This is a genomic window from Aminobacter sp. MDW-2, assembly GCF_014250155.1.
Lineage (GTDB): Bacteria > Pseudomonadota > Alphaproteobacteria > Rhizobiales > Rhizobiaceae > Aminobacter > Aminobacter ciceronei.
In genome coordinates, this window is record NZ_CP060197.1 from 727,754 (window position 1) to 752,500 (window position 24,747).

Annotated in this window: 26 protein-coding genes, 1 tRNA gene and 2 rRNA genes (1 of these 29 running past the window's edge); 8 read left to right on the forward strand and 21 right to left on the reverse strand. The window is 58.1% G+C overall.

What is annotated here, in order from left to right; all coding sequences use genetic code 11:
* Positions 1-216: 216 nt before the first annotated feature.
* On the forward strand, positions 217-444 hold the full coding sequence (locus H5P29_RS03550; RefSeq protein WP_154387193.1) for a hypothetical protein: 228 nt from the start codon (positions 217-219) through the stop codon (positions 442-444).
* Positions 445-472: 28 nt separating this feature from the next.
* Here the strand turns inward: H5P29_RS03550 and H5P29_RS03555 are convergent, their stop codons facing one another.
* The 14 genes from H5P29_RS03555 to H5P29_RS03620 all read right to left on the reverse strand — a co-directional run bounded on the left by H5P29_RS03555 (position 473) and on the right by H5P29_RS03620 (position 13,090).
* Positions 473-1,483, reverse strand: a complete 1,011-nt coding sequence (locus H5P29_RS03555) for an acyltransferase (protein ID WP_185910240.1) — start codon at positions 1,481-1,483, stop codon at positions 473-475.
* A 13-nt stretch (positions 1,484-1,496) separates the two neighbouring features.
* A complete protein-coding gene (locus tag H5P29_RS03560; RefSeq protein WP_185910241.1) occupies positions 1,497-1,802 on the reverse strand; it encodes a hypothetical protein in 306 nt (101 codons plus the stop codon).
* Between the two features lie 304 nt (positions 1,803-2,106).
* A complete protein-coding gene (locus tag H5P29_RS03565) occupies positions 2,107-3,039 on the reverse strand; it encodes a type II secretion system F family protein (RefSeq protein WP_246765196.1) in 933 nt (310 codons plus the stop codon).
* A gap of 8 nt (positions 3,040-3,047) precedes the next feature.
* A complete protein-coding gene (locus H5P29_RS03570; protein ID WP_154387195.1) occupies positions 3,048-3,998 on the reverse strand; it encodes a type II secretion system F family protein in 951 nt (316 codons plus the stop codon).
* Positions 3,999-4,002: 4 nt separating this feature from the next.
* The gene (locus H5P29_RS03575; protein WP_246670903.1) at positions 4,003-5,439 is read right to left on the reverse strand and encodes a CpaF family protein; all 1,437 of its coding nucleotides are present in this window, start codon (positions 5,437-5,439) and stop codon (positions 4,003-4,005) included.
* A gap of 22 nt (positions 5,440-5,461) precedes the next feature.
* The gene (locus H5P29_RS03580) at positions 5,462-6,034 is read right to left on the reverse strand and encodes a L,D-transpeptidase (protein WP_246670904.1); all 573 of its coding nucleotides are present in this window, start codon (positions 6,032-6,034) and stop codon (positions 5,462-5,464) included.
* Positions 6,031-7,194 carry a pilus assembly protein gene (locus H5P29_RS03585; RefSeq protein WP_185910242.1) on the reverse strand — a complete coding sequence of 388 codons (1,164 nt, stop codon included), beginning with the start codon at positions 7,192-7,194 and terminating at the stop codon, positions 6,031-6,033. The genes H5P29_RS03580 and H5P29_RS03585 overlap by 4 nt, the downstream gene beginning before the upstream one ends.
* A gap of 12 nt (positions 7,195-7,206) precedes the next feature.
* Positions 7,207-7,818 (reverse strand): TadE/TadG family type IV pilus assembly protein, encoded by a 612-nt coding sequence (locus H5P29_RS03590; RefSeq protein WP_154387197.1) that lies wholly within the window; start codon positions 7,816-7,818, stop codon positions 7,207-7,209.
* A complete protein-coding gene (locus H5P29_RS03595) occupies positions 7,812-8,261 on the reverse strand; it encodes a TadE/TadG family type IV pilus assembly protein (protein ID WP_154387198.1) in 450 nt (149 codons plus the stop codon). Before H5P29_RS03595 ends, H5P29_RS03590 begins: the two co-directional genes overlap by 7 nt.
* Positions 8,258-9,856 (reverse strand): pilus assembly protein TadG-related protein, encoded by a 1,599-nt coding sequence (locus H5P29_RS03600; RefSeq protein ID WP_246670905.1) that lies wholly within the window; start codon positions 9,854-9,856, stop codon positions 8,258-8,260. The genes H5P29_RS03595 and H5P29_RS03600 overlap by 4 nt, the downstream gene beginning before the upstream one ends.
* A gap of 143 nt (positions 9,857-9,999) precedes the next feature.
* Positions 10,000-10,371, reverse strand: coding sequence for a pilus assembly protein (locus tag H5P29_RS03605; RefSeq protein ID WP_154387199.1), 372 nt, complete (start codon positions 10,369-10,371; stop codon positions 10,000-10,002).
* Entirely contained in the window at positions 10,319-11,764 is a 1,446-nt protein-coding gene (locus H5P29_RS03610; RefSeq protein ID WP_246765195.1) for a type II and III secretion system protein family protein, read from the reverse strand. The genes H5P29_RS03605 and H5P29_RS03610 overlap by 53 nt, the downstream gene beginning before the upstream one ends.
* A gap of 81 nt (positions 11,765-11,845) precedes the next feature.
* Positions 11,846-12,823, reverse strand: coding sequence for a Flp pilus assembly protein CpaB (gene cpaB, locus H5P29_RS03615; RefSeq protein WP_154387201.1), 978 nt, complete (start codon positions 12,821-12,823; stop codon positions 11,846-11,848).
* A gap of 66 nt (positions 12,824-12,889) precedes the next feature.
* The gene (locus H5P29_RS03620; RefSeq protein WP_154387202.1) at positions 12,890-13,090 is read right to left on the reverse strand and encodes a hypothetical protein; all 201 of its coding nucleotides are present in this window, start codon (positions 13,088-13,090) and stop codon (positions 12,890-12,892) included.
* A gap of 395 nt (positions 13,091-13,485) precedes the next feature.
* Between H5P29_RS03620 and H5P29_RS03625 the strand changes: the two genes are divergently transcribed.
* From H5P29_RS03625 to H5P29_RS03635, 3 genes are read left to right on the forward strand one after another with little or no spacing between them, the layout of a single operon-like run.
* Positions 13,486-14,004: a prepilin peptidase gene (locus H5P29_RS03625; RefSeq protein ID WP_154387203.1), complete on the forward strand. Its 519-nt coding sequence runs from the start codon at positions 13,486-13,488 to the stop codon at positions 14,002-14,004.
* Positions 14,005-14,062: 58 nt separating this feature from the next.
* Positions 14,063-15,160 carry a phosphatase PAP2 family protein gene (locus H5P29_RS03630; RefSeq protein ID WP_154387204.1) on the forward strand — a complete coding sequence of 366 codons (1,098 nt, stop codon included), beginning with the start codon at positions 14,063-14,065 and terminating at the stop codon, positions 15,158-15,160.
* A complete protein-coding gene (locus H5P29_RS03635; protein WP_154387205.1) occupies positions 15,157-16,224 on the forward strand; it encodes a phosphatase PAP2 family protein in 1,068 nt (355 codons plus the stop codon). The genes H5P29_RS03630 and H5P29_RS03635 overlap by 4 nt, the downstream gene beginning before the upstream one ends.
* Positions 16,225-16,250: 26 nt before the next feature.
* Here H5P29_RS03635 and H5P29_RS03640 read toward each other — a convergent pair whose 3' ends face one another.
* The 3 genes from H5P29_RS03640 to H5P29_RS03650 all read right to left on the reverse strand — a co-directional run bounded on the left by H5P29_RS03640 (position 16,251) and on the right by H5P29_RS03650 (position 18,022).
* Positions 16,251-16,745 (reverse strand): hypothetical protein, encoded by a 495-nt coding sequence (locus H5P29_RS03640; protein ID WP_154387206.1) that lies wholly within the window; start codon positions 16,743-16,745, stop codon positions 16,251-16,253.
* Positions 16,746-16,858: 113 nt separating this feature from the next.
* Entirely contained in the window at positions 16,859-17,422 is a 564-nt protein-coding gene (locus H5P29_RS03645; protein WP_154387207.1) for a hypothetical protein, read from the reverse strand.
* Positions 17,423-17,497: 75 nt separating this feature from the next.
* On the reverse strand, positions 17,498-18,022 hold the full coding sequence (locus H5P29_RS03650) for a tetratricopeptide repeat protein (RefSeq protein ID WP_246765194.1): 525 nt from the start codon (positions 18,020-18,022) through the stop codon (positions 17,498-17,500).
* Positions 18,023-18,208: 186 nt separating this feature from the next.
* On the opposite strand from H5P29_RS03650, the gene H5P29_RS03655 reads away from it, so the two are divergent.
* Entirely contained in the window at positions 18,209-19,504 is a 1,296-nt protein-coding gene (locus H5P29_RS03655) for an AAA family ATPase (RefSeq protein ID WP_154387208.1), read from the forward strand.
* Between the two features lie 603 nt (positions 19,505-20,107).
* Here the strand turns inward: H5P29_RS03655 and H5P29_RS32420 are convergent.
* Complete coding sequence (locus H5P29_RS32420) at positions 20,108-20,350, reverse strand: helix-turn-helix transcriptional regulator (RefSeq protein ID WP_246670906.1); 243 nt, start codon at positions 20,348-20,350, stop codon at positions 20,108-20,110.
* 146 nt (positions 20,351-20,496) lie between these two features.
* Between H5P29_RS32420 and H5P29_RS03660 the strand changes: the two genes are divergently transcribed.
* From H5P29_RS03660 to H5P29_RS03670, 3 genes are all read left to right on the forward strand, one after another.
* The gene (locus H5P29_RS03660; RefSeq protein WP_154387209.1) at positions 20,497-21,180 is read left to right on the forward strand and encodes a hypothetical protein; all 684 of its coding nucleotides are present in this window, start codon (positions 20,497-20,499) and stop codon (positions 21,178-21,180) included.
* 273 nt (positions 21,181-21,453) lie between these two features.
* On the forward strand, positions 21,454-21,681 hold the full coding sequence (locus tag H5P29_RS03665; protein ID WP_154387210.1) for a hypothetical protein: 228 nt from the start codon (positions 21,454-21,456) through the stop codon (positions 21,679-21,681).
* A gap of 22 nt (positions 21,682-21,703) precedes the next feature.
* Positions 21,704-23,395: a recombinase family protein gene (locus H5P29_RS03670; protein WP_210252537.1), complete on the forward strand. Its 1,692-nt coding sequence runs from the start codon at positions 21,704-21,706 to the stop codon at positions 23,393-23,395.
* Here H5P29_RS03670 and H5P29_RS03675 read toward each other — a convergent pair.
* The 3 genes from H5P29_RS03675 to H5P29_RS03685 all read right to left on the reverse strand — a co-directional run.
* Positions 23,352-23,428, reverse strand: a tRNA-Met gene (locus H5P29_RS03675). The two genes, H5P29_RS03670 and H5P29_RS03675, sit on opposite strands and share 44 nt — an antisense overlap.
* A gap of 171 nt (positions 23,429-23,599) precedes the next feature.
* Positions 23,600-23,714, reverse strand: a 5S ribosomal RNA gene (rrf, locus tag H5P29_RS03680).
* 100 nt (positions 23,715-23,814) lie between these two features.
* Positions 23,815-24,747 (reverse strand): 23S ribosomal RNA (locus H5P29_RS03685) (it continues 1,879 nt past the right edge of the window).

Here is a 24,747-nt window from a genome sequence, read left to right on the forward strand (position 1 = left end):
AGCTTGTCAAGCGCGGCAACCCTGCTCTTCGGCAATCCCTTGGGCGTAGCCTGAACTGGTACCCCTCAAGAAATTCGCTGAACTAGCGACCGTCATCCGGCGCGCTCCCATAGAATGGCTAGTGCGATCCTGCATGAAACAGCGCATCCTGCTTGTTGCGGCCATACTGCCATTCGAATGTGCCAGGCCGAGAGCGAACTAGGAGAGTGCGCCTCGATGATCATCGAAGCCTCTGAAAATGCGGCCCACTCGGCAGCAGCCATCGTCGCAGTCAACATCCGTGATTGCGGCAAGGCGAAGTTGGCGAATCGAGAGATCGCCGACCTTGCTTTCCGACTTGCTGCGCATGTCCGCCCTGTTGCTGACGATGTTCGCGCAGTCCAGATCAAGCGCATTCTCACCCATCTAACGAAGGCCGATCAATGGGAGGCCAAGCTCAGGTGAGCCAATGTGCCAGACCGAAGCATCCATGTTAGGCGACTTGCACGGCTGGCCGACTGCGGCGCGCTAGCAGCGGCTTTTCGACGAAGCGATAGGAGAGCGCTGCGGCACCGATCGATAGAACGATCACCACGAAGGTTCCAGAAAACGGGTCCGCGTTATCGCGCACCGCTCGGACGATTGGGTAGTGCCAGAGGTAGATACCGTACGAGATCGACCCAAGGTAGACTAGCAACCTAACCGATAGCGCCGCGCTGATCGGCGTTTGGTGGCCGCTCGCCAACGACATCACCAAAGCCGCCGCCGCCAGGTCGATCAGAACGGCTGGCCAGGTCAAGGCATCGAGCAGTTTCCAATGCAGCAACAGGAAGGCCAGTCCAAGTACGATCATCGAGAAGCGGCTCAGGACCAGCGCGGCTTGCGGGCTGGGACGCCATGGCAGGACAGCAACCAGCGAGCCCATGATCAGGCCGCTCAGGCGCGTGTCAAACCGATAATACACCTCCTGCCAATTCCCCCAGGCCAGCGCCTCGCAGATGCGCCATGCCGACGCCGCCACGAACAACGCCGCAAGAATCCAGACGACGGAACGCGGCGACAGCCGGCACGTCGCGATCACCACCAGGGGCCAGATCAGATAGTAGTGCTGCTCGACGGCGAGCGACCATGTGTGGTTGAGCTTATCCGGCCAGTCCCAAAACGCGAATGAATAGTCCGTCAGGTAAAGGCCGGCTAGGGCCACGTCGCGCGGCATGGAGTCTTCCGGAAACAGAGCAGGAGCCACCAAAGCATACGCAGCCAGCATCAGCAGAAGCGCCGGCCATAAGCGCAGTGCGCGCCGCAGATAGAACCGGCGCAGATCGATCCGGCCCGTCGCGGCAATCTCGGCCCGCAGAAGCGAGGTGATCAGATAGCCACTGAGGACAAAGAAGACATCGACGCCGATGAACCCACCGAAGCCCGGAGGAAACCTACAATGGAAGAACAGCACGGCCAGCACCGCCAATGCTCGCAGCCCGTCGAGCGCTGGATTGTACGTCATCCCCCTGCCCTCGCTACCCATCGGCAATGGTATAGAAGGTCGCGGGAGTCCGCCAGCTTTTGTCCTCGGCGGCGATCCAGTTGGCCGATAGCGCGCCGTTGCGCAGATAGACGAAATTAATCGAGCCCTTGGCACATTCGGCCAGCGAGTTGTCCTCAGCCAAGATGTACAGGAGAACTGCACTGGCACCTGACGGCTTCTGCACCACTCCACTGTCGGTCGTGCCGACTCCATTTCGATAGATATTGCGATCCGTAGTGCCGTTTTGCGTATGATGCAGCCGGTACTCCGCGCCCAACGTTGGATCAAGGCTGTCCATCAGCCAAGTATCGGTTGAATTCCAGATTCCGAAGGGGTCCGGGGGCCAAGTTGGGTCTAATCTCGTGCGACATCTATCTTTGGCATTATCCAATACTTCGCCTTTGCGGGAGGCTCTCCCAGCTTGACCGCTGCTCGCTATAACCGCGGCCGTCTCGGTCGCCGCCGCAGTCTTATCCTACCGATGGGTCGAGAAGCCACTGAGGCTCTCGCCTCATCGCGGCCTTGTACGTCGCCGATCCAAGCCAAAGCTCTGTCAAGAAACGACGGCGATCGGACCTACATCAAGGTCCACGATCAACAATTTAAGAAAGACTTTTCAGTAGCGTAACAACTCGCATTAGAATTGGCACAAGCACGATTAGCACGCTGATGGGAAAGAGAAAGCCAGCAAGCGGAAGGAGCATCTTGAACGGCAAGGCGTTTGCTTTTTCCTCAGCCCTGATCATGCGCTTCTCTCGCATCTCTTGGCTGAAGACACGCAATGTCTTCGTAACACTCGCACCAAGCTCTTCCGATTGGCGAAAAAGAACGGCTAACGCGTGCGCTTCTTCAATGCGCAAGCGCTTGGCAAAAAGCGAAAGCGCGTCGCGCAGCCGGCGGCCGCCACGTACCTCCAGCATCATGATCGCCAAATGAAGGCCGAAGTCTCTGCTTCTGGACTTCAGGAATTCCTTTGTAACTCGATCGATGGCTGCCTCGATGCTCATTCCTGAATCAACGCAGACAATGAGCGTATCCATGAAATCGGGAAACAGCTTCCGGTATTCTATCTCGCGTTTGTCGCCCCGGCGTTCCAACATCACATTGCACAGGAAAAAGGCGAACGCGGTTGCCACGAACACGGCAAGCAGCTGATAGCCCCGCGCCATCTCCGGCTTGGCCCAGCCCAGCAATACAAACGTACCCGCAAAGGTGATACCTGCCACCAGGATACGGATCAGCTGAAAAATACGCGGTGCGCTGGCGGAAAAGTAGCCAGCGCGGATCAAGCGATTCTGCAGGGAGTTCGGATTCTTGTCCGCCCGCACGACTGTGTAATAATTGCGGACCAGCTCCGCTTCGGCGACAGGCAGACCTCGAAGATCCTCCGGAATTGGTCCTGATGTGGAGTCGCCAGATGCTGCTTGGCCAAGCCGCATCTGAACCTCACGCCGAGATGTGATGTAGCCAAGAGCCAGCGCGCTGAGGATCAGCGTGGAAGCAAAAGTCGCCAACAGGATAGCAAATTGGAGCACGGCGTCGCCTAGTAGTCGAAGTTTACGATCTTACGCAGGATCAGCATCCCAATGACCATCATGACGCCACCGGCAGTCAAAAAAATCGGGCCATTACCGCTTTCCCAGACCGGTTGGAAGTATTTTGGCTGCAGAAAGTTGATGATGCCGTAGAGAACGAACGGAAAACACAGCATGAACCACGAAGTCATGCGACCTTCAGCCGAGATGGCCTTGATCTTTGCTTTCATCATCACCCGCTTGCGGACCATATCAGCCAGATTTGTAAGAATCTCAGCCAGGTTCCCGCCCGCGCCACGCTGAACCGTAAGGGAGATTGCCAGGAGGTTCAATTCCTCGGCACCTACGCGCGTGGCCATGTTGCGCGTGCCGGTGTCTACATCGGTTCCGTATGTCAATTCATCCGTCAGAATCCCAAACTCCGACCCGATCGGATCTGGCATTTCACGCGCCACAAGCGAGATCGACACTGGCAAGGGGTGTCCTGCTGCGAGGCTTCGCACAATCACCTCGAGCGCGTCCGGAAACTGCACAAGAAACTTCTTGATCCGCTTGGAACGCTTGCGCGCGATGAAGGCCGCTACGACGAAAATGGCGGTAGGCACTGTAAAAATGATGCTCGGCAGCGTTGAGAAACCGATGAAGTTCCAGATCGTAAAAAGCACCAGTGTCAGTGCGATTAGATAAGCCATAGACCTCACGCCCTCATATCGAATTCCTGACTGCGCAATATAACGTCGCAGCGATTCAAGTGAGGCCTGCTGCTGCCGGCTGCCGATACCGCGCTCCTTCAGCATTTGGCGATAGACAACCTTACGGTCAACGTCGCGCTCAATGAGGCTCAGGCGGTAGTTGACGAATTTCTTCCGCTCCAGCGCGTTGCGCGTCGCACGCTGGAAAGTGTCTGCCAAGACCAGAACCGCAAGAAAGACCGCTAGGTAGATGAGCGTTGTCTGCATGACGTCAATTGAGCCTCTTACTGGGATCGAAGATCTCGTCGGGAACGTGCAGCCCTAGGTCTGCGATTTGTTCGAGGAAGCGCGGCCTAATTCCAGTGGCCACGAACTGGCCGCGCAGATTCCCGTTCTCATCGACTCCAACCTTCTTGAAGGCCATCAGCTCCTGCATCTGGATGACGTCATTTTCCATGCCTGTAATCTCGGAAACCGAGACCAGCTTGCGCGAGCCGTCATGCATACGTGCTACTTGAACGACCAGGTCGACAGCGGATGCAATCTGCTGGCGAATACTAAGCTGCGACATCGGCATCCCTGCCATGCCGATCATTTGTTCCAAGCGTGACATGGCATCACGCGGAGTATTCGCGTGGATCGTGCACATCGACCCTTCATGACCGGTATTCATAGCTTGGAGCATATCGAAGGCTTCCTCGCTGCGCACCTCGCCGATGATGATACGGTCGGGGCGCATCCGCAGTGCATTTCTAAGGAGTTCGCGCTGCCTGATTTCGTTGCGCCCATCCAGCGTCGGCGGTTTCGTCTCAAGACGGCAAACATGCCGTTGCTGGAGTTGCAGTTCAGCCGCGTCTTCGATTGTAATGAGGCGCTCCTTGTCCGAAATCTGCGAAGAAAGCGCATTAAGCATCGTCGTCTTGCCCGAACCAGTTCCGCCGGACACGATTATCGATTTGCGTCCCTTGACGGCAGCGGTCAGCAATATCTTCATCCCCTCCGCCATCGAGTTTCCTGCTACGAGGCGCTCCAGTGTAAAGGGCCGTTTCGAGAATTTTCGGATAGAAACCATCGGGCCATCGATTGTTACCGGCCTGATGGCGACATTGACACGCGATCCGTCGGCAAGGCGCGCGTCTACCAGCGGTGAGGACTCGTCGACGCGGCGACCGACTGCCGAGACGATCTTGACGATAATACGCATGAGGTGGTCTTCATCCTTGAACTGGATGTCCGTTTCCTCAAGTACGCCGGCGCGCTCGATGAACACCTGATTGTAGCTGTTGACCAGGACGTCTGCGATCGTGTCGTCCTTCAGCAGAGGCTCGAGTGGCCCGAGACCAAGCATCTCATTGGTAGTGTCAACAATCAGGATATCCAGTTCGCGGGCACTCATCGGCAGATTGCGGTCACGCACATAGTCGCGCACCAGCGGTCTAATCTCCTCGATGAGTTCCTCGCCAGCCATGGTGTCGAGGACACTGAGATTGATCCGGTCCAGCAGGAAGCGATGCAGCGCTACCCGCTGCTCCACCATTTCGCGTTTGATTACGTCGTTGGCATGCCCGGCCCTTGCATCTGCCATAGGGCCGGTTCCGCCGTCGCTCGCAGGCTCAGGCACCGCCGCCCTGAACAGTACCTCAAGATCCTCGCTTGTATTCCTCTTTGCGTTTGGCCGGAAGAAACGGCTGAATGTGTTCTCGCTCATTGCTCAATGTCCCACTGCCGCATCAATCGCTAACGATCACGCGCGTACCGACAGGCGTTTTCGAATAGAGTTCCAGGATGTCAGCGTTCGTCATCCTGAAGCAGCCAGAAGTGACGTACCCGCCTATGGTTGCGGCATCGTTGGTCCCATGGATCCGGAAAAGTGTGTCGTTGCCGTTTTTGTAGAGGTAGAGCGCGCGTGCGCCGAGCGGGTTGAGTGGTCCCGGCGGCACCAGGTCGGGCAATTCGGATTGTCGCTGACGCATTTCGGCAGGGGGCCGCCACTGCGGCCATTCAGCTTTTTGCCCGACCGTCACCGAGCCCGTCCAGGTAAACCCCTCTCGGCCAATGCCAATCGTGTATCGTGCGACCGTATCGGCGTTGCGCACGACATCCAGCGTCCGCGCCGAATTAAAGATCAGAATCGTTCCTGGTCTTTCTCCGGTGACAGCGCTAACGAGCCGGCGCGTCGCCGGCCCGTGGCTGCGAGGGACTTTCGCCGCTTCGGCTAGAGAAGAGTCGATCGTCAACGCCCAGGCACCAGCGGCCCCTGCAATCAGAAAGTTCCGGCGCGAAACAACGTGGTCGTCCATCATCGCGCCGATCCGGCAACCAGCGCCATTGCGTCGGCAAGAACCTGCACCTTGGAGCAAAACCGCGAGCGCGCGTCCACCTCTAGCGGCAGCACGCCCCGATTCAGCGCTTCCGTCATCATATCAGGCTCGTCCGGCAAGATCGTCACCGGAGCATCGCCAAAAAGCCGCTGAACGTCCTTTTGTTTGATCCCGGCCGAGAACCATCCGCCTCGAACCTTGTTGATGGCCAAGCTGATGCCTTTTCCGCTGCCGCGGATTTCCGACACTCGCTTCAATGTTTCCTTCGCACGACGAACTGCCGGGACCGAGTTTGTCGTAACAATCACAGCAGAGTTGACGGCCGCCAGCACGTTGTCACTCCAGAGGGTCTCGCACGAGGCCAGGTCGACTACAGTGTGGTCGTGCTGAAAAGTAACGATATCGAGCATGCGCAACACCAGCTCCGCAGCGTCCGGATTGGTCATCAGCGCCGGGCTGGCAAAGGAAAAAAGCGAAAAACCGCTCTGATGCTTCCGTTTGATGATGTCGATGAATTCGAGATCGATGCGCTCCGGCTTGCCCAGAACGTCGGTCAGGTCGTAACCGCTATCGGTGTTGAGATAGGCGGAAGTCGAGGCCGACGAAAAATCCAGATCGAACAGCGCGACCGTCGGTTGGCTGCGCTTGCGCGCACGGCTGAGATAATAAGCCAGCATAATGGCGACGCTGGTCGCCCCGGCCCCGCCGCCACAAGGCAAGACGGCGTAGACGTTGTTGGCATTAGCCTTCAGGCGTTGCGTGACCGTATTGACCGTGTCGATCAGCAACCGCGGCTGAAGCGGCTTTGGCAACCAGTCGGTACCATCCAGTTTGATGAGTTGGCGCATCCGCTCCGGGGTCAGCTCGTCCGAGACAAAAATGACTGGCACCTTGCCGAAGCGCCCGCGAACTTCGGCAAGACGTGGATTGTCGAGCGCGACACCATTGCCAAGATCGATAATTACGGCGTCAAAACTGTCGGCGTCGAACGTCTTATTCTGCACCAAAGCGTCGAGAGAAACGACGGTCGTGTCAAAGGCCGCCAGGGACGAGATGATGTTGTCCATCGTCCTGACCGCATCCCTGTCTTGCGAACAGATCAGTATCCGGGAACGACTGGTAGTGCTCAGGTTCACGTTCATCAAATATCCAGTCTAACTGCAGGGGCCGGGGCAGCTGCGGAGGTCTTCTGATGTTGCGGTGACGGTGAAGGGAGGGAAGCCGATGCCAATGCTTTCAAGGAGCCGTCCGATCACCGGAAAGTCGATGGCATCGCGGGCGATCTCCATGCGTACGGTTACGACGGGCCCCCCTGGGCGTCCCTGATAACCCAACCCGCTGAGCTCATAGATGATGCGTATCTGACCAGCTGTGATGCCAGGAAAATAATTGGCGAGTCCGGGCCATCTCTGGCCTCCCGTTAGGTTGCCACTGATGAGCCTGGTCATCATGGTCGCATCGCAAGCTATGCCGGTCCCTGCGCCGCAGGCCGACTGTACGCCCGCATCTGCATCGATCAGCTGCCCCGACTGCGTGTCATCGAACGCGAAGACCGTGTTGAAGTCAGGCGTCGCCGGTTCAGATACGACCAGTTTCCGGACGCCGAGCTGCATGGCTTTCGCTGCAAGGTTCCATTGATACATCATGTAGCCGAATTCGACACACAGACTGATGGCCAGAACCACAATAGGAAAGACGATCAGCCCTTCCGTCAGCGCCACGCCCGACTTTGATCGGAAAAATCTCCGCAGCATGACAACTACCATCCGATCTTGCGCTGGTTGTGGTTGGCGTTCACTGTAATGTTGCCGATGCCGAGTGCGCTGAAGAGCGGCGAGCCTGACAATTGGTGCGTCGTTGTAGCTGAAATGATCGTGCTTGAGCCGGATACCGATTCGGTGAAAGTGATTGGCGAATTGTCCGCGTTCCAGTCGCGGACGCGCAGCCGCGTCGTCGCCGCAGCGCTGCCGTAGTAGGCTAGGTTGCGCGCCACATTTTGACAGCTGTCGGCGGAATGGCGGCAACGTGCCATATAGCGCGCAGCATCGCGCATCCCGGTTTCGATCTGCTCACGCTGCCAAAGGACCGAGCCGAATTCCAGCACACTGATGGCCAGGAAGGTCAGGAACGGTACCGCGATGATCGCCTCGGTCATCGCGACACCCTGCTCGTCGCTTAGAAAGTCGCGAAGGTTTGCGATGGGGTTCATCGGACCAACTCCGCCTCCTCACGCAGATGATCTTCGACCGTGCCCATTCCTCCCTTGCCGGTGACATCGATCACCTCGAGCGAGATGTATTTGTTGCTGCCTGCCGTCACCATCGGTTTGGTGAGGAACAAGCGCGTGTAGGCTTCGGCTTCCAGATTTTTGCGACCGTTAAGTTCGGCCTGATGCTCGATGCAATTGACAATAGCCGCGACGATCACGCGCCTTTCACCTGCATAGTCCGCTGGATTGTAGCCGCTGTAGCACTGGGGAGATGGGCTGCCGCGCTCGCCGCCGGGAGCACGATCATTAACCCGGTTGTTTGACAATTCGTACTGATAGACATCGTAGCGGGAAGGATGCGTAATGGCCGCAGTAGCGGTTGACGGCAGGCTTGGCCGATAGTCAACAACGGCACTTGGCGCTGCCGGCGCCGGCGTGCCGGCGCTGGGCGGCGAGGTCAGGCCGCCGTGTGAAACCTGCCAATAGCGATTGAGATCCCAGGTACCGTTCGAAATGTTGCCGCCACCGCTCAGATTCGTCGTGGATGTCCCCTGCGGGAAGGGCATGGCGTCCATCGGATTGATTTCCGGCTGATAGGATGAGCAGCTTTGCGGAGTGCCATTGGCCTTGTAATCCTGCCCCATGCGCACATTGCGGTCCGGTCTGAAGTTTGGGTCGCTGGCATTGCTGCTCATCGGGCCAGCGTAAATGCCGAAGCGTGTCCCCAGTCCTTGTTCGGCCGGACCGATATTGCCGCCTGGCTCGGTCAGGATTTCGTCGGGGTCATAGCAAATGCCAGGATTGTTGGTGGCGAGCGCCCCACGCAACACGCTGGCGCCGCTGCCACCCACGGCAAGATAACCGAAATTGCCGGGACCGGCGGTCGTGCTGCCCCGCAACGTCATGGTTATCTGCCGTGCATAAAGGTTGCCGTCCTTGAAGTTCTGATGAAAGTCTGGATTGCCGCTTCCCTCGAACGGGTTGCAGATGAAGATCGGCGTCAGTTCGCAGGCCGATGACCGGTATGTCGCCACCGCCTCCGCCTGGACGGGCACTTCGTCGCGGCCGAGCCCGGGCAGGGTGAACATCGTGCGGACATTGAAGTCGTTGGCGATAACCCGAACATATTTGGCATGGTTCGACTGCTCGTCTACCGATCCGTAGTCCGCCTCGACGTTGCACGAGACATCACGGCCTCTGCGGTCGATGCAATTGCCGTTGATGGCCTGATCGTCGAAGGCCGGAATGCCTTCCATGAACTGGACGGTGACGTTCCCCGCACCGGTCGCGGCGTTGTAGCTGACGTCAATGCGATCGCCCATGCTCATGCCGTCGCCGCCGTTGCCGAACCAGGCCTGATTGCCGATCATTGCCTGGATTGCTGCCTTGGCACGCGGGATCGCATCGTCGCGCCCGTCAAGTTCGCGCGCACCGGCCAGCGCCATCGCGTCGGCGGCATCCTGAAGGTCGGTATGAAGGTTCGTTACGCGCGAAGCGTCAATCACAAAAGCGGCCACGCCGACGATCAGCGGTAGGGCTACAAGCGTCAGAACTACGGCATAGCCGCTGTCATCGCGCGAAAACCCAATCTTCAAGGCCCGGCGCCTCAGACGGCCGGCCAGCTCAACACTGACTAAACTCCCCATGGTGTCTTGTCCCAAGCCCTGGTCAGTGAGGCCGCACACTCACACCGTTTCTGATACTCCCATTTCTAAAACAACCCGGCCTCGTACCCTCGCTAGTACCCGGTCGGTGCAGTCGCCGGGCCTTGCGCGCCCGGCATAGCATTATTGTTGATAACGACCCGCGGCCCCGGCGGGGCGCGGCAAGGCGCAACGTCCTTGTCGCAAGGCTCCTGATAGCGCCGATAGGCCTCATTCACCTTGCCTGCGTCCGGTTCTATCCTCGTGTTCCGAGAATGCTGCGGAAATGGGTCAACCGTCTGGATGGCCAGATTTGCCTCAGGCGCGTCGCCCAGACCCAGCGTGACCGAGTCACGATTGTTCATATAGTCGGCGCAACCACCGAGACTGATAGTGAACACGAGTAGGATGATCTTACTTTTTGACAACGGCGCCATCCGGGAAATCAAGATCAATACGATGGCCATAGGCCCCCTTGGCACCCACGCCATCGCGGAATTTGCGGATCATGTCTTTGTCCACTTCCAGCATGCCGAAGGCGAAAAGCTCGGCGTCGTTGGACGGGCGCGTATTGTCCAGCGGTGTGCGCAACGCCTCACCGGGCGACGTGGGTCGAACGAGATAAGGTGTGACCACGATTACGAGGTCCGTCTCGCGCTTTTGAAAACTGGTCGAGCGGAAAAGGGCGCCGAGGATCGGGATTTGTCCAAGCCAGGGAAGTTGCTGAACGTCGCGTTCATTGACCGACTGAAGCATGCCGGCCATGGCGAAACTCTGGCCGTCGCGCAACTCCAGAACCGATGAAGCCTTGCGGGTGGAAAATGCCGGGAAGCCGTTGACGACCAGGGATCGGTCGATTTCGCTGACCTCCGACTCCAACCGCACGTTGATCTTGCCGTGCCCGAGAACGGTCGGCAGGAAATTGAGGCGGACGCCGTAGTCCTTGTAGACATAGCCGACCGTCCCGTTGTCGCCCAAGCTGGACGGGATCGGCACTTCGCCGCCAACGGTGAAACTCGCCGGCTCACCGCTGATCGTCGTAAGGTTGGGTTGAGCCAGGCGCCGCGCCAGGCCCTTCTTTTCAAGCGCGTCGATGATGACATCGACCTTGACGCCAGCACCTTCCAGCACCTGGGCGACTAGTGTACCGAACGGCGTGTTTGTGGACGCCAGACGCTGGCCGGAATCGGCGTCGCTGAGGAACGTCTGTGCCTGACCATCCTCAGCGTTGACCGACAGACCTGTTCCCGACCCGAAAAGCGAAGTGCCGCCCTTCGCCCGGACCTTGACACCCAAATCGCGGCCAACGCTTCGCGAGGCCTCGATGACGCGCACCTGGAGCGCCACCTGCTGGTTCTCGGTGACCCCCAGCGAACTGATGACCTGCCCATCCTTTTCGGCGAATTGTTGCGCGGCGGCAATCGCGGCTGCCTGTTGCGACGCATTGGCGACCATGCCGGAAAGGACGATCTTCTCGTTGCGGTTCAGAACCTTGATATCGGCGCCTGGTACTGCCGCGCGAACGGCGGCGTTGACGTCGCTGAAATCCTGGCGCACCCGCACGTCGACGATGCCAAGCAGCTTCTTGTCTTCGTTGAAAAGGGAGATATTGGTGATGCCGGGGGCGTTGCCCTGAATATAGAACGACCGGTCAGACAAGGGCACCACATCCGCCACGCTTGTCTTGCCAATGACAAGATCGGCGTAGGGAATATTGGTCTGGACAGTCAGGGTCATGCCGGGGCGCACCTGGGCGCGTGATACTGTTCCGGCTCCGAGGGATAGTCGCAGATCCTGTGCCATCGCCCGATCAGGCCAAATCACTTCACCGGTCAGCGCACTGGCCAGAATTGCCGCCACTGCGAAACGCCGCTTGATCCGCCTTCCCTTGTTAGCCGAGCAAATCACGCAAACCCCCCAAGGCTGCAGTTACAATGTTCCTCACTTAACAGCCATTACTTGATATTCCGTTCTTTCTGCACCCCTGTAAACGCCGACGCCGACGGTTGAGGGCGCACGTGGCACGGGCGCAACAGTTGCAGCGGGAGCGGGTTTGTTCAACTCGCTCTTTAACTGTTCGACGCGCGCATCCACCTTTTCATCGACGGTGCGCACAAACTTCTCGATGCTGTCCAGGCGGGCCTGTTCTTTTTCCTGCATAAGTGCCTCGGCAGGTGCACCGCTACTGAGGTCCGACAGATCGACCGAGGCGACATTTTCCACTTCCGCAGAGGCGACGTTGCGCAGCGTCAGTGAAAGTGTGCCGACCGTCGCTGCCAGGGTGAGCTTCTGTGCCTCGACCGTCGATACCTCCAATGTCACCGTCTTGACGATCTCGGGCCTGTCCGCGCGATCGTCGGCCGACTGATCGACCGCCAGCACTTTGACCCCTTGCAACAAAACATCCGTTGTGCCGTTGCGTTTTGCGTCACCCTCAGCGTCGAGCTGACGGGTGAGCATGATGTCTACCCTGTCGCCCGGCAGCACAAAACCAGCGACACCAAGCACATCGTTGACTCGGATAGATACGGCCTTCATCCCCGCGCTCAAGGTCGCGGAAAGCGTCGCACGCTGACCAGGACCGGTGATCTTTGACGCAAGGATCGGCTCGGAAGCTTCAATTCCCGTCATCACATATCGAGACTGCGTGCTATCGCCCATGATTTCGGCGATCGACTTGAACGCGCCCTGCGGCACCGAGCCCGCGGGCCATTCGATCTCCTTCAGAGCCGCCGGCTCCACCAGTTGGCCGAAGCGCATCGGCTGCGCGGCTACCACGATCATACCCTTTGGTCCCGGCGCAGGTCGATTGGCGGCCAGCGATTGTGTCTGAGATTTGAGATAGGCCTGCACCGCGAATACTGCAGCAACGGCCAGGAAGACCGACACCAGCAGGCTTACGATGGTTGAAGATTTCATTGCCCACCCCCCATGATATGGGCGACCGGGTCTGACCCAGTCGCCCGCATGCAACTCTGTTCGACGTTAGGCCGGCAGCGGCTCCGGCTCAAGACCATCCCACCAGGTGCCCCAGCGCTCCCAAGCACCCGCCAGGCTCGACCCAGCGGCACCTACCGCGACGACCACGGCGGCGACGATCAGCCCGAGAAGAACCAGATATTCTGTCAGCGCGATCCCGTCTTCGTCCGCGACGAACGCCCGCACACTTTCCAATGCCTTTTTCATGACGCACTCCCCTTGAACACTTTGTGAACACCCTGATCTACACTCGGCGTGACATCGAAAATCGCCCCACCGATGTCGTTATTAATAATCTGTTAATTAGGGTCTGGTCAATTAGGAGGGCCTTATATGATAATGTAAACTAACTAATAAGGTTAACATGTAGAAAAATTCCATTTGGTGGCCAAGCAGAGTCAGAACATAAGGATTGATTATTGGATCACAATAGGGCGACCGATGAGACAATTCGATGAAAACTTGCGACTCAAGCAGCTATTGCGATTAATACTTTATAAGCAACAGCGACGAAACCACACGTCATCTAATGCCAACTCACCTTATTTATCAAGCGGGATAGCGCTATGAATATTTTCGTAAGTTTTGGCGATGCTTGACAGATGACAGCTATCGTCGTCATAACGCTACTTGTTTCTGCCGCCACTTTCAGCCGGGCAGCCTGGGTCGACTTCATGACCTGGAAGATACCCAACCGCACCATCCTCGTTCTGGTTGCCTGTTATGTCATCTTCGCTGGCGTGGTTCTCGCATCCGGGGAAACGCTGCGGTTCGGCGTAGATGTTGTCTGGTCCCTCGCCACGGCGTTCCTGCTGATGGCGATTGGCTTTGTGCTGTGGCAGTTGAAGTTGCTCGGTGCAGGCGATGCCAAGCTGATGTTCCCGATTGGCCTATTTCTTGGGTGGACGGCCCTGCTGCCGTTTGCGATCTGGCTCGCTGCCTTGGCTGTGGTCGCACTGCTTGCGCTGAAGCTGCCACTCCCCGCCGGATTGGGTGCTACCATTCCCGGCATGCGTCTCAATGAAATTCGGCGGACCGGAAAGGTCCCTTACGCGGTCATTCTGGTTGGCGCCTTGTTCGTGTCGGCATGGGACAGGTACGCCACCGCCGCACTGGGATGAGACCTATGGCAGCGACAGGATTTGCAGGATCGGACTATGAGCGACGCTATGGTGGCTGATGTCGAACGCTGACACCCAGCATACAGCCGTCTTGAGCGCCGCAGGGTCAATCGGCTTCGTTCTAAATGAATTGAAACTGCCTGCGACCGTGGCGTTACTTTATTTCGGTGCCGTCTGGCTTTACCTCGGCGTTGGCAGTGGCCCGATGCTTCTCCATCTGGCCAAGTCGATTGCCGGCATCTTCCTGTTCTGGTTGGTAGCGGCAACCGTGTTGCGCTTCATCTATTATGTCCACGTCGCGCGTCCTCACCGACCCATCGTTACCATGTTTTCGGAAGCCAAGACCGTTTCGCGAAACCTCGAAACAATCGGGCGAGGCATAGCCATTCTGCTTATCCTGTCACTCGTCTGCGGGGCGTTCTGGACCATGAAGGCCCAATTGAGAGATTTTGCATCGATCGGTTGGGACCAGCGACTGACCGAGATCGACCGCATCATTCATCTGGGAAAGCTACCTTGGGAGTGGCTGCAGCCGGTCGCTGGTTACTGGCCCGTCACCATCATCCTGAACGCCAACTACCAGCTCTGGCTTCTGGTGATGTGGATGATGGCGCTTTACTTCCTCTTCGCGGAAGCAGCGTGCCCGATACGCAAACGTTATCTGCTAGGGTTCATTCTCACCTGGATTGTTTGTGGCAGTGTGCTCGCCAAAACGTTCGCATCGGCGGGCCCGTGTTATTTTAGCCCGCTAGGGATCGTACCGAACCCCTACGCGCCGCTGATGGATTATCTGCGCGCCATTCATGTGGACCTGGTACCCCTGCCTGCACTCTGGACACAGGACTTGTTATGGCAAGGCTATCTCGGCAAGACAGAACCATTAGGCATTTCCGCGATGCCAAGCCTGCACAACGCAGTCGCGCTGCTCAATGTGCTCGCTGCCTGGAACCTGAGCAGGAAGCTGGCCTGGCTTTTAGCTGTCCACGCATTGCTGGTTTTCGTCGGCTCGGTGCACCTTGGATGGCACTATGCCATCGACGCCTATGTGGGATGGGCCGTGGTCATTGTGCTGTGGGCCGCCGCGGGGATGTTGGCGCGCCCGGCCGCTGCAGCACAGTCCGCCATGATAGAGACCGATAGGCGAAGACACGCATGAACCCCTGGTTGTCACGGTTCTTTGTGGTGTCCCGGCAATACCGCTGGCTCTATGTCGGCATGGTTGGCCATATAGGCATCATGTGGCTGATGATCCAACTTGGCTACCTGGTGCCATATTACCAGGCCGGCCGCTTCTACATGCGCGTTGCCACGCACCTTATTGTCAATCTCAGCCTGTCCTACATGCTGGTCGTGGTCGTTCGCCTTCTGCGCGAAGGCAGGCAGAACCCCACGCGCGCCCTAATCGGTGCGCTTCGGGAGGCTTTGATCGCCCATGACCGTTACATCCACGTGCCGCACGTCCTGATCATTTCCATTTTGACCATCAGGACTTTTGCAACCATCAAATCGTCGATCCCGACGGTCAATGCATTCTCATGGGATCTGCAGTTCGTGGCGGCGGACCGCCTTCTGTTCGGCGGCTATGACGCCTATCAATGGACGAGCCTGCTTTTCGGCAGCATTCCTGCCCTTGTCGGCCTGAACTTCTTCTACAATCTTTGGCTGATCCTTGTCGTTTCCGCCATCGTCTGGTGCGCATTCATGCGGGATAACCACTTGCGCATGCAGTATATGTTCGCGATGTTTCTTGCTTGGGTCGTGGCTGGGAATTTCCTGGCCATTTTCTTTTCCTCCGCCGGACCGTGTTTCCTTGAAAGGCTGATCGGCGATCACACCTTTGATCCGCTGATGAGCAGTCTGAGACTTGCCAACGAGCAGACCGGCATGATCTGGGCGCTGCTAGCGCAGGATGCCCTTTGGGCGGCCTACACCAGCAACGAGGGGGCGATTTCCGGCATCTCCGCCATGCCAAGCCTGCACGTCGTATTCGCTGTCCTGCTCTATTGTGCTCTCCGGCACCAGGGCAGAGTGGCAAGATCCGCCGGTCTGGCTTTCGCGTTTTTGGTACTCATCGGGTCCATACAGCTTGGTTGGCATTATGCCGTCGACGGAATTGCCGGCGTGGTGCTAGCGCTCGCATTCTGGAGATTGGCGGGTTCGTTGGCGCGGCTGGCGCTTGGACCGCCAAGATATGCGCCGGCCACTGTCGAGCAAGGCTGAAGTTCGCCCCGCAAAGCCTGACGGCCTTAATCCAGCGTGCGGACCGGATGGATCATCGCCCAAAATATGGCTTTGTGCGTCGAAGCGCAGGCCCACACTACGCCCAGCAGGAGCACAACGAAGAACGGGGACATGCTGTTCAGATCGGGCAAAAATCCGAGATGTCCAACGATTGCTCCGTCGGATGAGGCCGCGAAGACGCCCTCATCTCTGAGCGCCACGATCAGCAGAACAAGCGCTGCGTGATGCGTCAGAAATCGGGCCCTGCGGGCCGGGATTGGCTTGGCGGCGGCGGCGGTGGCGAGCACGAGCGCAAGCACAACCGACGCCATTCCGCCCGCAAAGCTGGCCGGAAAGAAAAGTCCGATCTCGCGGCCGAATGGCGCGAGAGCCAAATATAGCCGCCAGGTCCATTCGCTCGCCGGAAACGCGCCAACCGCCATGCGCATGGCAAGAAACATTGCCATCAAAACAAAAACGAGTGCGGGCAACCAATTGGCGACGTCGGACATCTTGCGCATCAAACAGCCCCTTCCGCACCCAAGGATTAGGGCATTCGTAGAGCCTTAAAGCTAAGGGATCATTAATCCATGACCGCAGCCAATTCGGACGCGTCGAAGCGTGCTGGACCCCGCTACCTGACCTTCTCGTAGGTAACGCTTCCATCGGCGTTGGTTGTCCGTCGGAACGATTGCGACGCCTGCGGCGCCGGGTTGCCTTGCGTCGCATCCGGCTGTCCGGCAAGCAGTGCCGCCGCCGTCGCGTTCCGACCAGGGGCACTTCGGGTAACCGGCTGCTCGGCCGGCCCAAAATCGATCGCCTCGCCGTCGTCCGACTGCAAGGCAAAAGAATTCATGCGCATTTCAAGCTGGTCAGTGGCTATTCCGATCCGTTGCGCCGATTCCTGGGACAGCTTCGCAGCCCTCTCGGCTTCGGCCCGGATTTCTTCCAACCGGCCGTTCGTTCTGTCGATGAGCGACTGGACGCCAACGTTGAAACTGTCGAGGCGGTCGACGACGCGCTTTTCAAAGCCACCGAGATTTCCGAGCTTTTCGGCGAGTTCCCTGGTTTCGGAGACCATGCCCCACATTTGGAACGCAACGATCATGGACACGGCAGTCAGCAACAGCAGAATCGAGGAAAACACTGAGAGGACCCATGTGGCGCGACGGAGCCGGATCAGGCTGAGTTCAAGCATGGCAGATTTTTGGGCGCGAGCGTCCGGCAGTGCCAATGTCTCCGCTGCCGCCGTCGAGCTCACCATCGCTCCGCTTTAACCGCGTTCTGCAAGCGATGCGCTGTTTCGCATCAGTTCCAGATTATTGGCTGTAGTTTCATTCGAAGGATCGATTTCATAGGCTTTGACAAAGTATCGCCGCGCCCGAGGTAGATCGCCACGCAGCAGATAAGAGTAACCGCGGTTGTTCAAAAACTCTGGCCTGTTGGGGATCATTTTCTCAAGTTTTGCATACGCAAGGTCTGCATTGTCAAAGCGCCCCAAGTGATCTGCCGACGCAGCATAGCCGAGCCACGCCTGCGGGTCTTTGGGATAAACCTCGACAGCCTTCTTGAACAAGGCGTAGGACTTGCCGAAATTACGCTCCTTGAACTGGACTTTTCCCTTCTGCACCAGTTCGTCCGTAGGATAAAATGATGCGTCTGACAGGTCATTCACGGAGTCGGCACTGTCGCCAAAACTTGACATATCCTCCGCGCCGCCAGCCGACTTGACGTTCGACTGACAGCCAGCAACCACTGCACAGACCGCCAAGCAGATGACCGGAAGGACTTTGGCCAATGCGGCCTCCTCAGGCTAAATAAGATATGTTATTGCCATATATGCCGATGCTAATGAAGGAATTCGTAATGGCGTTGTTCCCTAGCGTTGAGATTGCGCGAGCTTGTTGCAAATTTGCCATAGGCGGCCCGATTTGATTTTTGCTGCTCGGATTGACATGTTTAAGAGAATTTAGGGGTCGCCTGCATGACCGAAACAGCACATCAGTTCGGATTTCAGGGGGCCTTCCGCGCTCCAAAAATTCCTTCCACAGTCCAAGAAACCGGTCTTGAGCAGGAAATCCTGCTCAAACTTCTAGCAAAAACCCTTCGCATCAACGGCACAATGACGGCGAGCGCAATGGCGCGGGAAATGTGCCTTCCGGTCGCCATTGTGAGCGCTCTTGTGAAGGAGCTTCAGCGCCTCCAGATCATAGAAGCCAAAGGACTAACCGGAACGGACATGCGCGGCGAGGTGCGCTACGCTTTGGGCGGTCGAGGTCACGACTATGCACTCGATGCGATGGCTCAGTCACAATATGTCGGGCCGGCGCCGGTTACCCTCGAAGAATTCGTGGCACAAATCCACCAGCAATCCATCGGTATGGAGCGTCTCTCGCGTGATGCCATCATAGCTGCCCTTTCTCATCTGGTTCTGCCCGAGAGCCTCGTTGACACGATCGGACCAGCAGTCAATTCGGCACGGTCGATCCTTCTGTATGGCGAACCCGGAAACGGGAAAACCAGCATCGCAGAGGCAGTAGGGAAGGCGTTCAGGGATGCTGTCTACTTGCCCTATTCGTTTATCGTGGGCGGGCAGATCATCAATTTCTTCGATTCGGCGGTTCATACGCCAGTCGAGACGCAGGATCGAAGCACTTCCAAGCCAACTTACGATCAACGATGGCAATTGTGCAGACGGCCCTTAGTCATTACCGGCGGCGAACTCACTTTAGATATGCTCGATCTGGCGTTCGACGCCGCATCGCGCGTTTATGAAGCACCGGTGCATTTCAAGGCAACCGGAGGCGTCTTCGTTGTCGACGATTTCGGACGTCAGCGTACTGATCCGCAAGCTGTTCTCAACCGTTGGATTGTCCCGCTGGAGCGAGGGTTCGATCAGCTTACACTGAACACTGGAAGGAAGTTCTCTGTACCATTCGACCAATTGGTCATTTTCTCGACCAATATTGAACCGAAGAATCTTGCAGATGCAGGAGCGCTGCGCCGGCTTTATTACAAAATCGAGATTCCAACTCCAACTGCAGCGGATTATCATTCGATCTTTGTTGACGTTTGCAAAAGGCGGGGGATTGAGTTCGATCTGACAATCTTTGAGAAGTTTTTCACCGAACATTATTTGTCAAAGGGCGCCACACCTGCCGGCCACCACCCGAGATATCTAATCGACTTTGTCATCTCGACCTGTCAGTTCCGCGGAGACAAGCCACATATGAACGCCACACTACTCGCGTCGGCGTGGCAGAATCTCGTGCCTCGTTAGCCGGAAGGCGCAAGCAGCGCGTCATCCTGGAGCGGACATCGATGGCTCTTTCCACAGAGGCGGCGTCGAAACTGGTACGATCTCTTGTGCTTCCATAGTGCTTCCGAACAATAAGCACGAGGAAAAATCGCCATCTTAGTTGCACGGAAAGCCTGGAAAAGCGTTTGATCCCGGCATGAAGATGGCTAGGACCATTTGGTGGATACTGGCTTTCCGGCGGACAGTGAAGGAGTGCTCCAGAAATGCTCAATGGCGACGTAATGGCGTGGTCCGCGACGGTTTGGGTTGCTATCTTGGTGGTAGCCGTCGTTTGCCTCATCGGTGCCAGATCGGAATAGGAAGCGCTACGTTTTAGCGAAAGTAGACCTATGGGCAAGGGACCGGGGACAGGAGCCTGCCGCGTGTGCCCCATAGCGTAAAGCTCCCCGCACTCCCTGCCCGAAAACTTGTAAACCTAAGGCAAGTTGGTGGGCGGGTACCATGCCTTCGGAGGGCAGAGTCGGACTTATGCTGCTCATCGCTATGAATGACAGGTGGGTGAGAAAATGGTCTTAGTGTTGGCGCGGAGCAACGCCTAAAAATAGGAACCCTCCCATCCGGGCTTTAACTGCGCTTCGGTTCTGAGTTTCGAGCCAGCCGTACGCCTGGGCCGCCACCATTTGCCGGAATGAACTCGATGCCGGCGGTCTCGAACGCTAGCTGAATTGCGTCGATCGTCGAACTCTTTAGCTGTTCGCCCCGTTCAAGACGGGCGATCGTATCAGGCGATACCTCCGCGTTTCGAGCAAGGTCTCGCGTTCCCCACCCCAGCGCGACGCGCGCCATTTTGCATTGAATTGCATTCATTTCGTAACGCAGATACGAATTTTGTTGATCTTCAGGCCAATTGCCATTATCGTAACCCTGATACGATTTAATACCTTAGCGGCCGCCAAGGGTGTTCAACCGCGGCTCGGCCTGACCATAACCTAAGCTGTTCAGGAGCTCGGATCATGGCTGATTCCGACCATAGCATGAGTTTTGGGTGCGTCACGCGGCGGCTGGCGCTTGGCGGGTTGTTTGTTGTCAGCGGTGGGTGGGCATTTGGCGGGAATGCTCTGGCCCGCGCGACAGCAGCTTCTGACATAGTACCCGATCCCAAAGACCCGGCGATGGCAGTATGGCGGGATTGGGAAGCGGCATATGTGCGGGCAATGTGGCTCTGTGATCGGCAGCAGAAGCTCGAGGCAGCACTTGCCGAGCGAGTGGATGGGCTGTGGACGGTTGTGAGCAGCCCTGACGGCGAGGAGGCCATCGTTTGCTCGAAGGCAGCGCTAGACAGGATTGTCGGCGACCGAACGGACATGGCGGCTATCCGCGCCAAGGCCGAAGCTGAACTCGACGCGCGACAAGCACATTTCGAGGTGGTTGCGACGGAGATCGGCTATTTCGAGGGCCTAAGGGCTGAGCAGGCAGGCTTTGCAAGGGTCGCGGAGCTGCTGGAGGCGCTTTCCGGGACGCCCGCCAACTCGCTTGCAGGCGTCGTGGGCAAGCTCGATGCGGTGTTGCGCAACGGCGCGGACTGGGAAGATCGTTCGGCCTTTCCCTGGCCGCAAATCCGCTCGGCGCGCGAGGACCTGATGCGGATCGGGCACCAGCTAACACCGCATGCGTTTTTCCCGGACGGTAAACGGTGAGACTTGCCTCTCCCCTGCCCTGCCGGACAATTCGCCGGGTGGCTTCATTGCATGTGGCTTCACGGCGGAGCCGGTCAAGGTCAAGGCGGGTTGGCGCCAAGGCCTTGATCGGCGCTTCCAGCGTCGCGGCAGTCGGCATCCTGCGTCTGCTTAGGAGAGGGCGCCGAATGCAGGTTATTGCGCGCCACGTTGCTACGGCTGCATTTTCCCCCTTCCCGGCCAGCATATCTGGCAGCTTCATCCCCGCTTCGACACCACGAAGCGAGGAAGCCTGTGGCAGAAGACAACGTGACGGCCGCCGACGCGCCCTCCCCGAGCGAGCACCCCGAAAGGCCCAGAAGCCATCCGGCGATCCTGGCTCTCGCCTGGCTGATCGGCCGCGGCATGGCAAGAGAGCGCTTTGCAAACACAACGGACGCCAATGCCGCCCCCAACTCTCACGCGGCCAAGGCAGAACCACCGGGCGAAAGAGCCGGCGACGGCAACTCCGACACCAGCTAGACCGAGAGCATTGTTCATGACCATGCGCGTAGCACTTTATGCCCGCTACTCATCCGACCAGCAGCGGGCAGCCTCGATCGAGGACCAGTTCCGGCTTTGCCGCGAACATGCGGCGCGCGAAGGCTGGGAGATCGCCGGCACCTACCACGATGCCGGCATCTCCGGAGCAAGCCAGATCCTGCGGCCCGGCATCCAGAAACTGGTCCGCGACGCCCAATGCGGGTTGTTCCAGTTGGTGCTGGCCGAGGCCCTTGACCGCATTTCTCGCGACCAGGCCGACATCGCAACACTCTACAAACATTTGAAGTTCGCCGGCGTGCCGATCGTCACTCTCGCAGAGGGCGCGATCTCCGAACTGCATGTCGGCCTCAAGGGCACGATGAACGCCTTGTTTCTCGGGGATCTCGCCATGAGGACCCGGCGCGGATTGCGCGGCCGCGTCGAACTCGGCAAGTCCGGCGGCGGGCTGTGTTACGGCTATCGTGTCGTCAGGCATGTCGACGAGCGCGGCGACCAGCTCAAGGGCGACCGCGAGATCGACACTGATCAGGCCGAGGTCGTCCGCCGCATCTTCCGGGACTTTGCCACAGGCATAAGTCCGCGCGCGATCGCCAAGAACCTCAATGACCAGGGCATATCAGGACCTGCCGGCAAGCTGTGGAACGACACCACGATCCGCGGCCATGTCAGGCGCGGCACAGGCATCATCAACAACGAACTCTATGTCGGTCGACTGATGTGGAACCGCCAGCGCTATGTGAAGGATCCCGCAACCGGCAAGCGCGTCTCCCGGCTCAATCCGGAGAGCGAATGGATCGTCACCGACGTGGCCGAGTTGCGCATCGTGGGCGACGAACTGTGGCAAGCGGTCAAGGCGCGCCAGAGCGAGATCGCCGACAGGTCCGTCAACCTGACCGCGGCGGTCCGCGCGCACCACATGCGCAACCGGCTGAGCAGTGCCCGCCGGCCGAAGTCACTGCTGTCGGGGCTTGTCTTTTGCGGGTGCTGCGAGGGCCCCTATTCCTTGCGGAGCGTCGACCGCTTCGCCTGCTCTAGCCACACCAGCAATGGCTCATGCCCGAACAAGCGCACCATAGCGCGGAGCGAGCTGGAACAGCGGGTGCTAGCCGGCCTGAAGAACAGGATGATGGCGCCGGAGGCAGCCGCGGTTGCGATGAGGGCCTACGCCGAGGAGACCAACCGTCTCAACCGCGAGCGCCGCGCCAATGCCGATGGCTGGAACGCAGAACTGGTGAAGGTCGACAAGCAGATCCGCAGCATCATCGAGGCGATCAAGGCCGGCATGTTTCACGAGAGCATGAAGGCCGAGATGGACGCCCTCGAGGCGCGCAAGGCCGAACTCACGAACGTGCTTGCCGCAGCTCCTCAAGACAAGCCGGACCTGCTGCCGAGCATATCGTCACTCTATGCGCGGAAGGTCGCGCATCTGACCGAGGCGCTCAATCATCCGGACGATCGGCCGCAGGCCGCGACGGCGCTGCGATCGTTGATCGAGAAGATCGTTCTGACACCTGGCGCCAAGCGCGGCGAGATCGAAGCTACGCTGTATGGGGACCTGGGCACGATCCTGAACTGGACCAAGCGGCAGGCTGTTGGGACTGCAAACAAAAACACTCCCGGAGCAGAGCTCACGGGAGTGTCGTTATCAATGGTTGCGGGGACAGGATTTGAACCTGTGACCTTCAGGTTATGAGCCTGACGAGCTACCGGGCTGCTCCACCCCGCGCCACCGGACATTTTGCGACAGGCAAAACGTCCTTTTTCAACGCTTTCCGACTTTTGCCACGGGCAAAATGTCTTTTTGTCTGGCTTTTGCCAAAGGAAAGGGCCGCTTACGCGGCCCGTCTACCCGTTGGCGGGCCTTTTGTATCGAGAAGATTTAACATGCGCTTGGCAGACCTGGCAGCGACTTACTCTCCCGCGTCTTGAGACGAAGTACCATCAGCGCTGGAGCGTTTCACGGCCGAGTTCGGAATGGGATCGGGTGCAGCCGCTCCGCCATAACCACCAGGTCGGCAAAGCGCATGTTAATCGAGAAGCTGTTTTTGTGCTTTTGTCGTTTTTCGTGACGATCCCTTTGGGATCGCACTGCGATGAACATAAGGAATGAGAACGATCAAGCCTATCGAACTATTAGTACCGGTAAGCTTCATGCGTTGCCGCACTTCCACACCCGGCCTATCAACGTGGTCGTCTTCCACGGTTCTCAGGGAATACTCGTTTTAAGGTGGGTTTCCCGCTTAGATGCCTTCAGCGGTTATCCCGTCCGGATATAGCTACCCTGCTATGCGGCTGGCGCCACAACAGGTCCACCAGAGATCCGTCCATCCCGGTCCTCTCGTACTAGGGACAGATCCTTTCAATATTCCTACACCCACGGCAGATAGGGACCGAACTGTCTCACGACGTTCTGAACCCAACTCACGTACCGCTTTAAATGGCGAACAGCCATACCCTTGGGACCTGCTCCAGCCCCAGGATGCGATGAGTCGACATCGAGGTGCCAAACAACCCCGTCGATATGGACTCTTGGGGGTCATCAGCCTGTTATCCCCGGCGTACCTTTTATCCGTTGAGCGATGGCCCTTCCACACGGGACCACCGGATCACTATGACCGACTTTCGTCTCTGCTCGACTTGTCAGTCTCGCAGTCAGGCGGGCTTATGCCATTGCACTCGACGACCGATTTCCGACCGGTCTGAGCCCACCATCGCGCGCCTCCGTTACTCTTTAGGAGGCGACCGCCCCAGTCAAACTACCCACCATACATTGTCCCGGACCCGGATAACGGGCCGCGGTTAGACATCCATAGAGATAAGGGTGGTATTTCAAGGGTGGCTCCACCAAGGCTGGCGCCCTGGCTTCAAAGCCTACCACCTATCCTACACATGCCACTACGAATGCCAATGTAAAGCTATAGTAAAGGTGCACGGGGTCTTTCCGTCTAACCGCAGGAACCCCGCATCTTCACGGGGAATTCAATTTCACTGAGTCTATGCTGGAGACAGCGGGGAAGTCGTTACGCCATTCGTGCAGGTCGGAAC

Coding starts and splice junctions, on each gene's coding strand:
- H5P29_RS03550 (WP_154387193.1), top strand. CDS start 217: ATGATCATCGAAGCCTCTGAAAATGCGGCCCACTCGGCAGCAGCCATC.
- H5P29_RS03555 (WP_185910240.1), bottom strand. CDS start 1,483: ATGACGTACAATCCAGCGCTCGACGGGCTGCGAGCATTGGCGGTGCTG.
- H5P29_RS03560 (WP_185910241.1), bottom strand. CDS start 1,802: ATGGACAGCCTTGATCCAACGTTGGGCGCGGAGTACCGGCTGCATCAT.
- H5P29_RS03570 (WP_154387195.1), bottom strand. CDS start 3,998: ATGCAGACAACGCTCATCTACCTAGCGGTCTTTCTTGCGGTTCTGGTC.
- H5P29_RS03575 (WP_246670903.1), bottom strand. CDS start 5,439: ATGAGCGAGAACACATTCAGCCGTTTCTTCCGGCCAAACGCAAAGAGG.
- H5P29_RS03580 (WP_246670904.1), bottom strand. CDS start 6,034: ATGATGGACGACCACGTTGTTTCGCGCCGGAACTTTCTGATTGCAGGG.
- H5P29_RS03585 (WP_185910242.1), bottom strand. CDS start 7,194: ATGAACGTGAACCTGAGCACTACCAGTCGTTCCCGGATACTGATCTGT.
- H5P29_RS03590 (WP_154387197.1), bottom strand. CDS start 7,818: ATGGTAGTTGTCATGCTGCGGAGATTTTTCCGATCAAAGTCGGGCGTG.
- H5P29_RS03595 (WP_154387198.1), bottom strand. CDS start 8,261: ATGAACCCCATCGCAAACCTTCGCGACTTTCTAAGCGACGAGCAGGGT.
- H5P29_RS03605 (WP_154387199.1), bottom strand. CDS start 10,371: ATGGCCATCGTATTGATCTTGATTTCCCGGATGGCGCCGTTGTCAAAA.
- cpaB (WP_154387201.1), bottom strand. CDS start 12,823: ATGAAATCTTCAACCATCGTAAGCCTGCTGGTGTCGGTCTTCCTGGCC.
- H5P29_RS03620 (WP_154387202.1), bottom strand. CDS start 13,090: ATGAAAAAGGCATTGGAAAGTGTGCGGGCGTTCGTCGCGGACGAAGAC.
- H5P29_RS03625 (WP_154387203.1), top strand. CDS start 13,486: ATGACAGCTATCGTCGTCATAACGCTACTTGTTTCTGCCGCCACTTTC.
- H5P29_RS03630 (WP_154387204.1), top strand. CDS start 14,063: ATGTCGAACGCTGACACCCAGCATACAGCCGTCTTGAGCGCCGCAGGG.
- H5P29_RS03635 (WP_154387205.1), top strand. CDS start 15,157: ATGAACCCCTGGTTGTCACGGTTCTTTGTGGTGTCCCGGCAATACCGC.
- H5P29_RS03640 (WP_154387206.1), bottom strand. CDS start 16,745: ATGCGCAAGATGTCCGACGTCGCCAATTGGTTGCCCGCACTCGTTTTT.
- H5P29_RS03645 (WP_154387207.1), bottom strand. CDS start 17,422: ATGCTTGAACTCAGCCTGATCCGGCTCCGTCGCGCCACATGGGTCCTC.
- H5P29_RS03655 (WP_154387208.1), top strand. CDS start 18,209: ATGACCGAAACAGCACATCAGTTCGGATTTCAGGGGGCCTTCCGCGCT.
- H5P29_RS32420 (WP_246670906.1), bottom strand. CDS start 20,350: ATGAATGCAATTCAATGCAAAATGGCGCGCGTCGCGCTGGGGTGGGGA.
- H5P29_RS03660 (WP_154387209.1), top strand. CDS start 20,497: ATGGCTGATTCCGACCATAGCATGAGTTTTGGGTGCGTCACGCGGCGG.
- H5P29_RS03670 (WP_210252537.1), top strand. CDS start 21,704: ATGCGCGTAGCACTTTATGCCCGCTACTCATCCGACCAGCAGCGGGCA.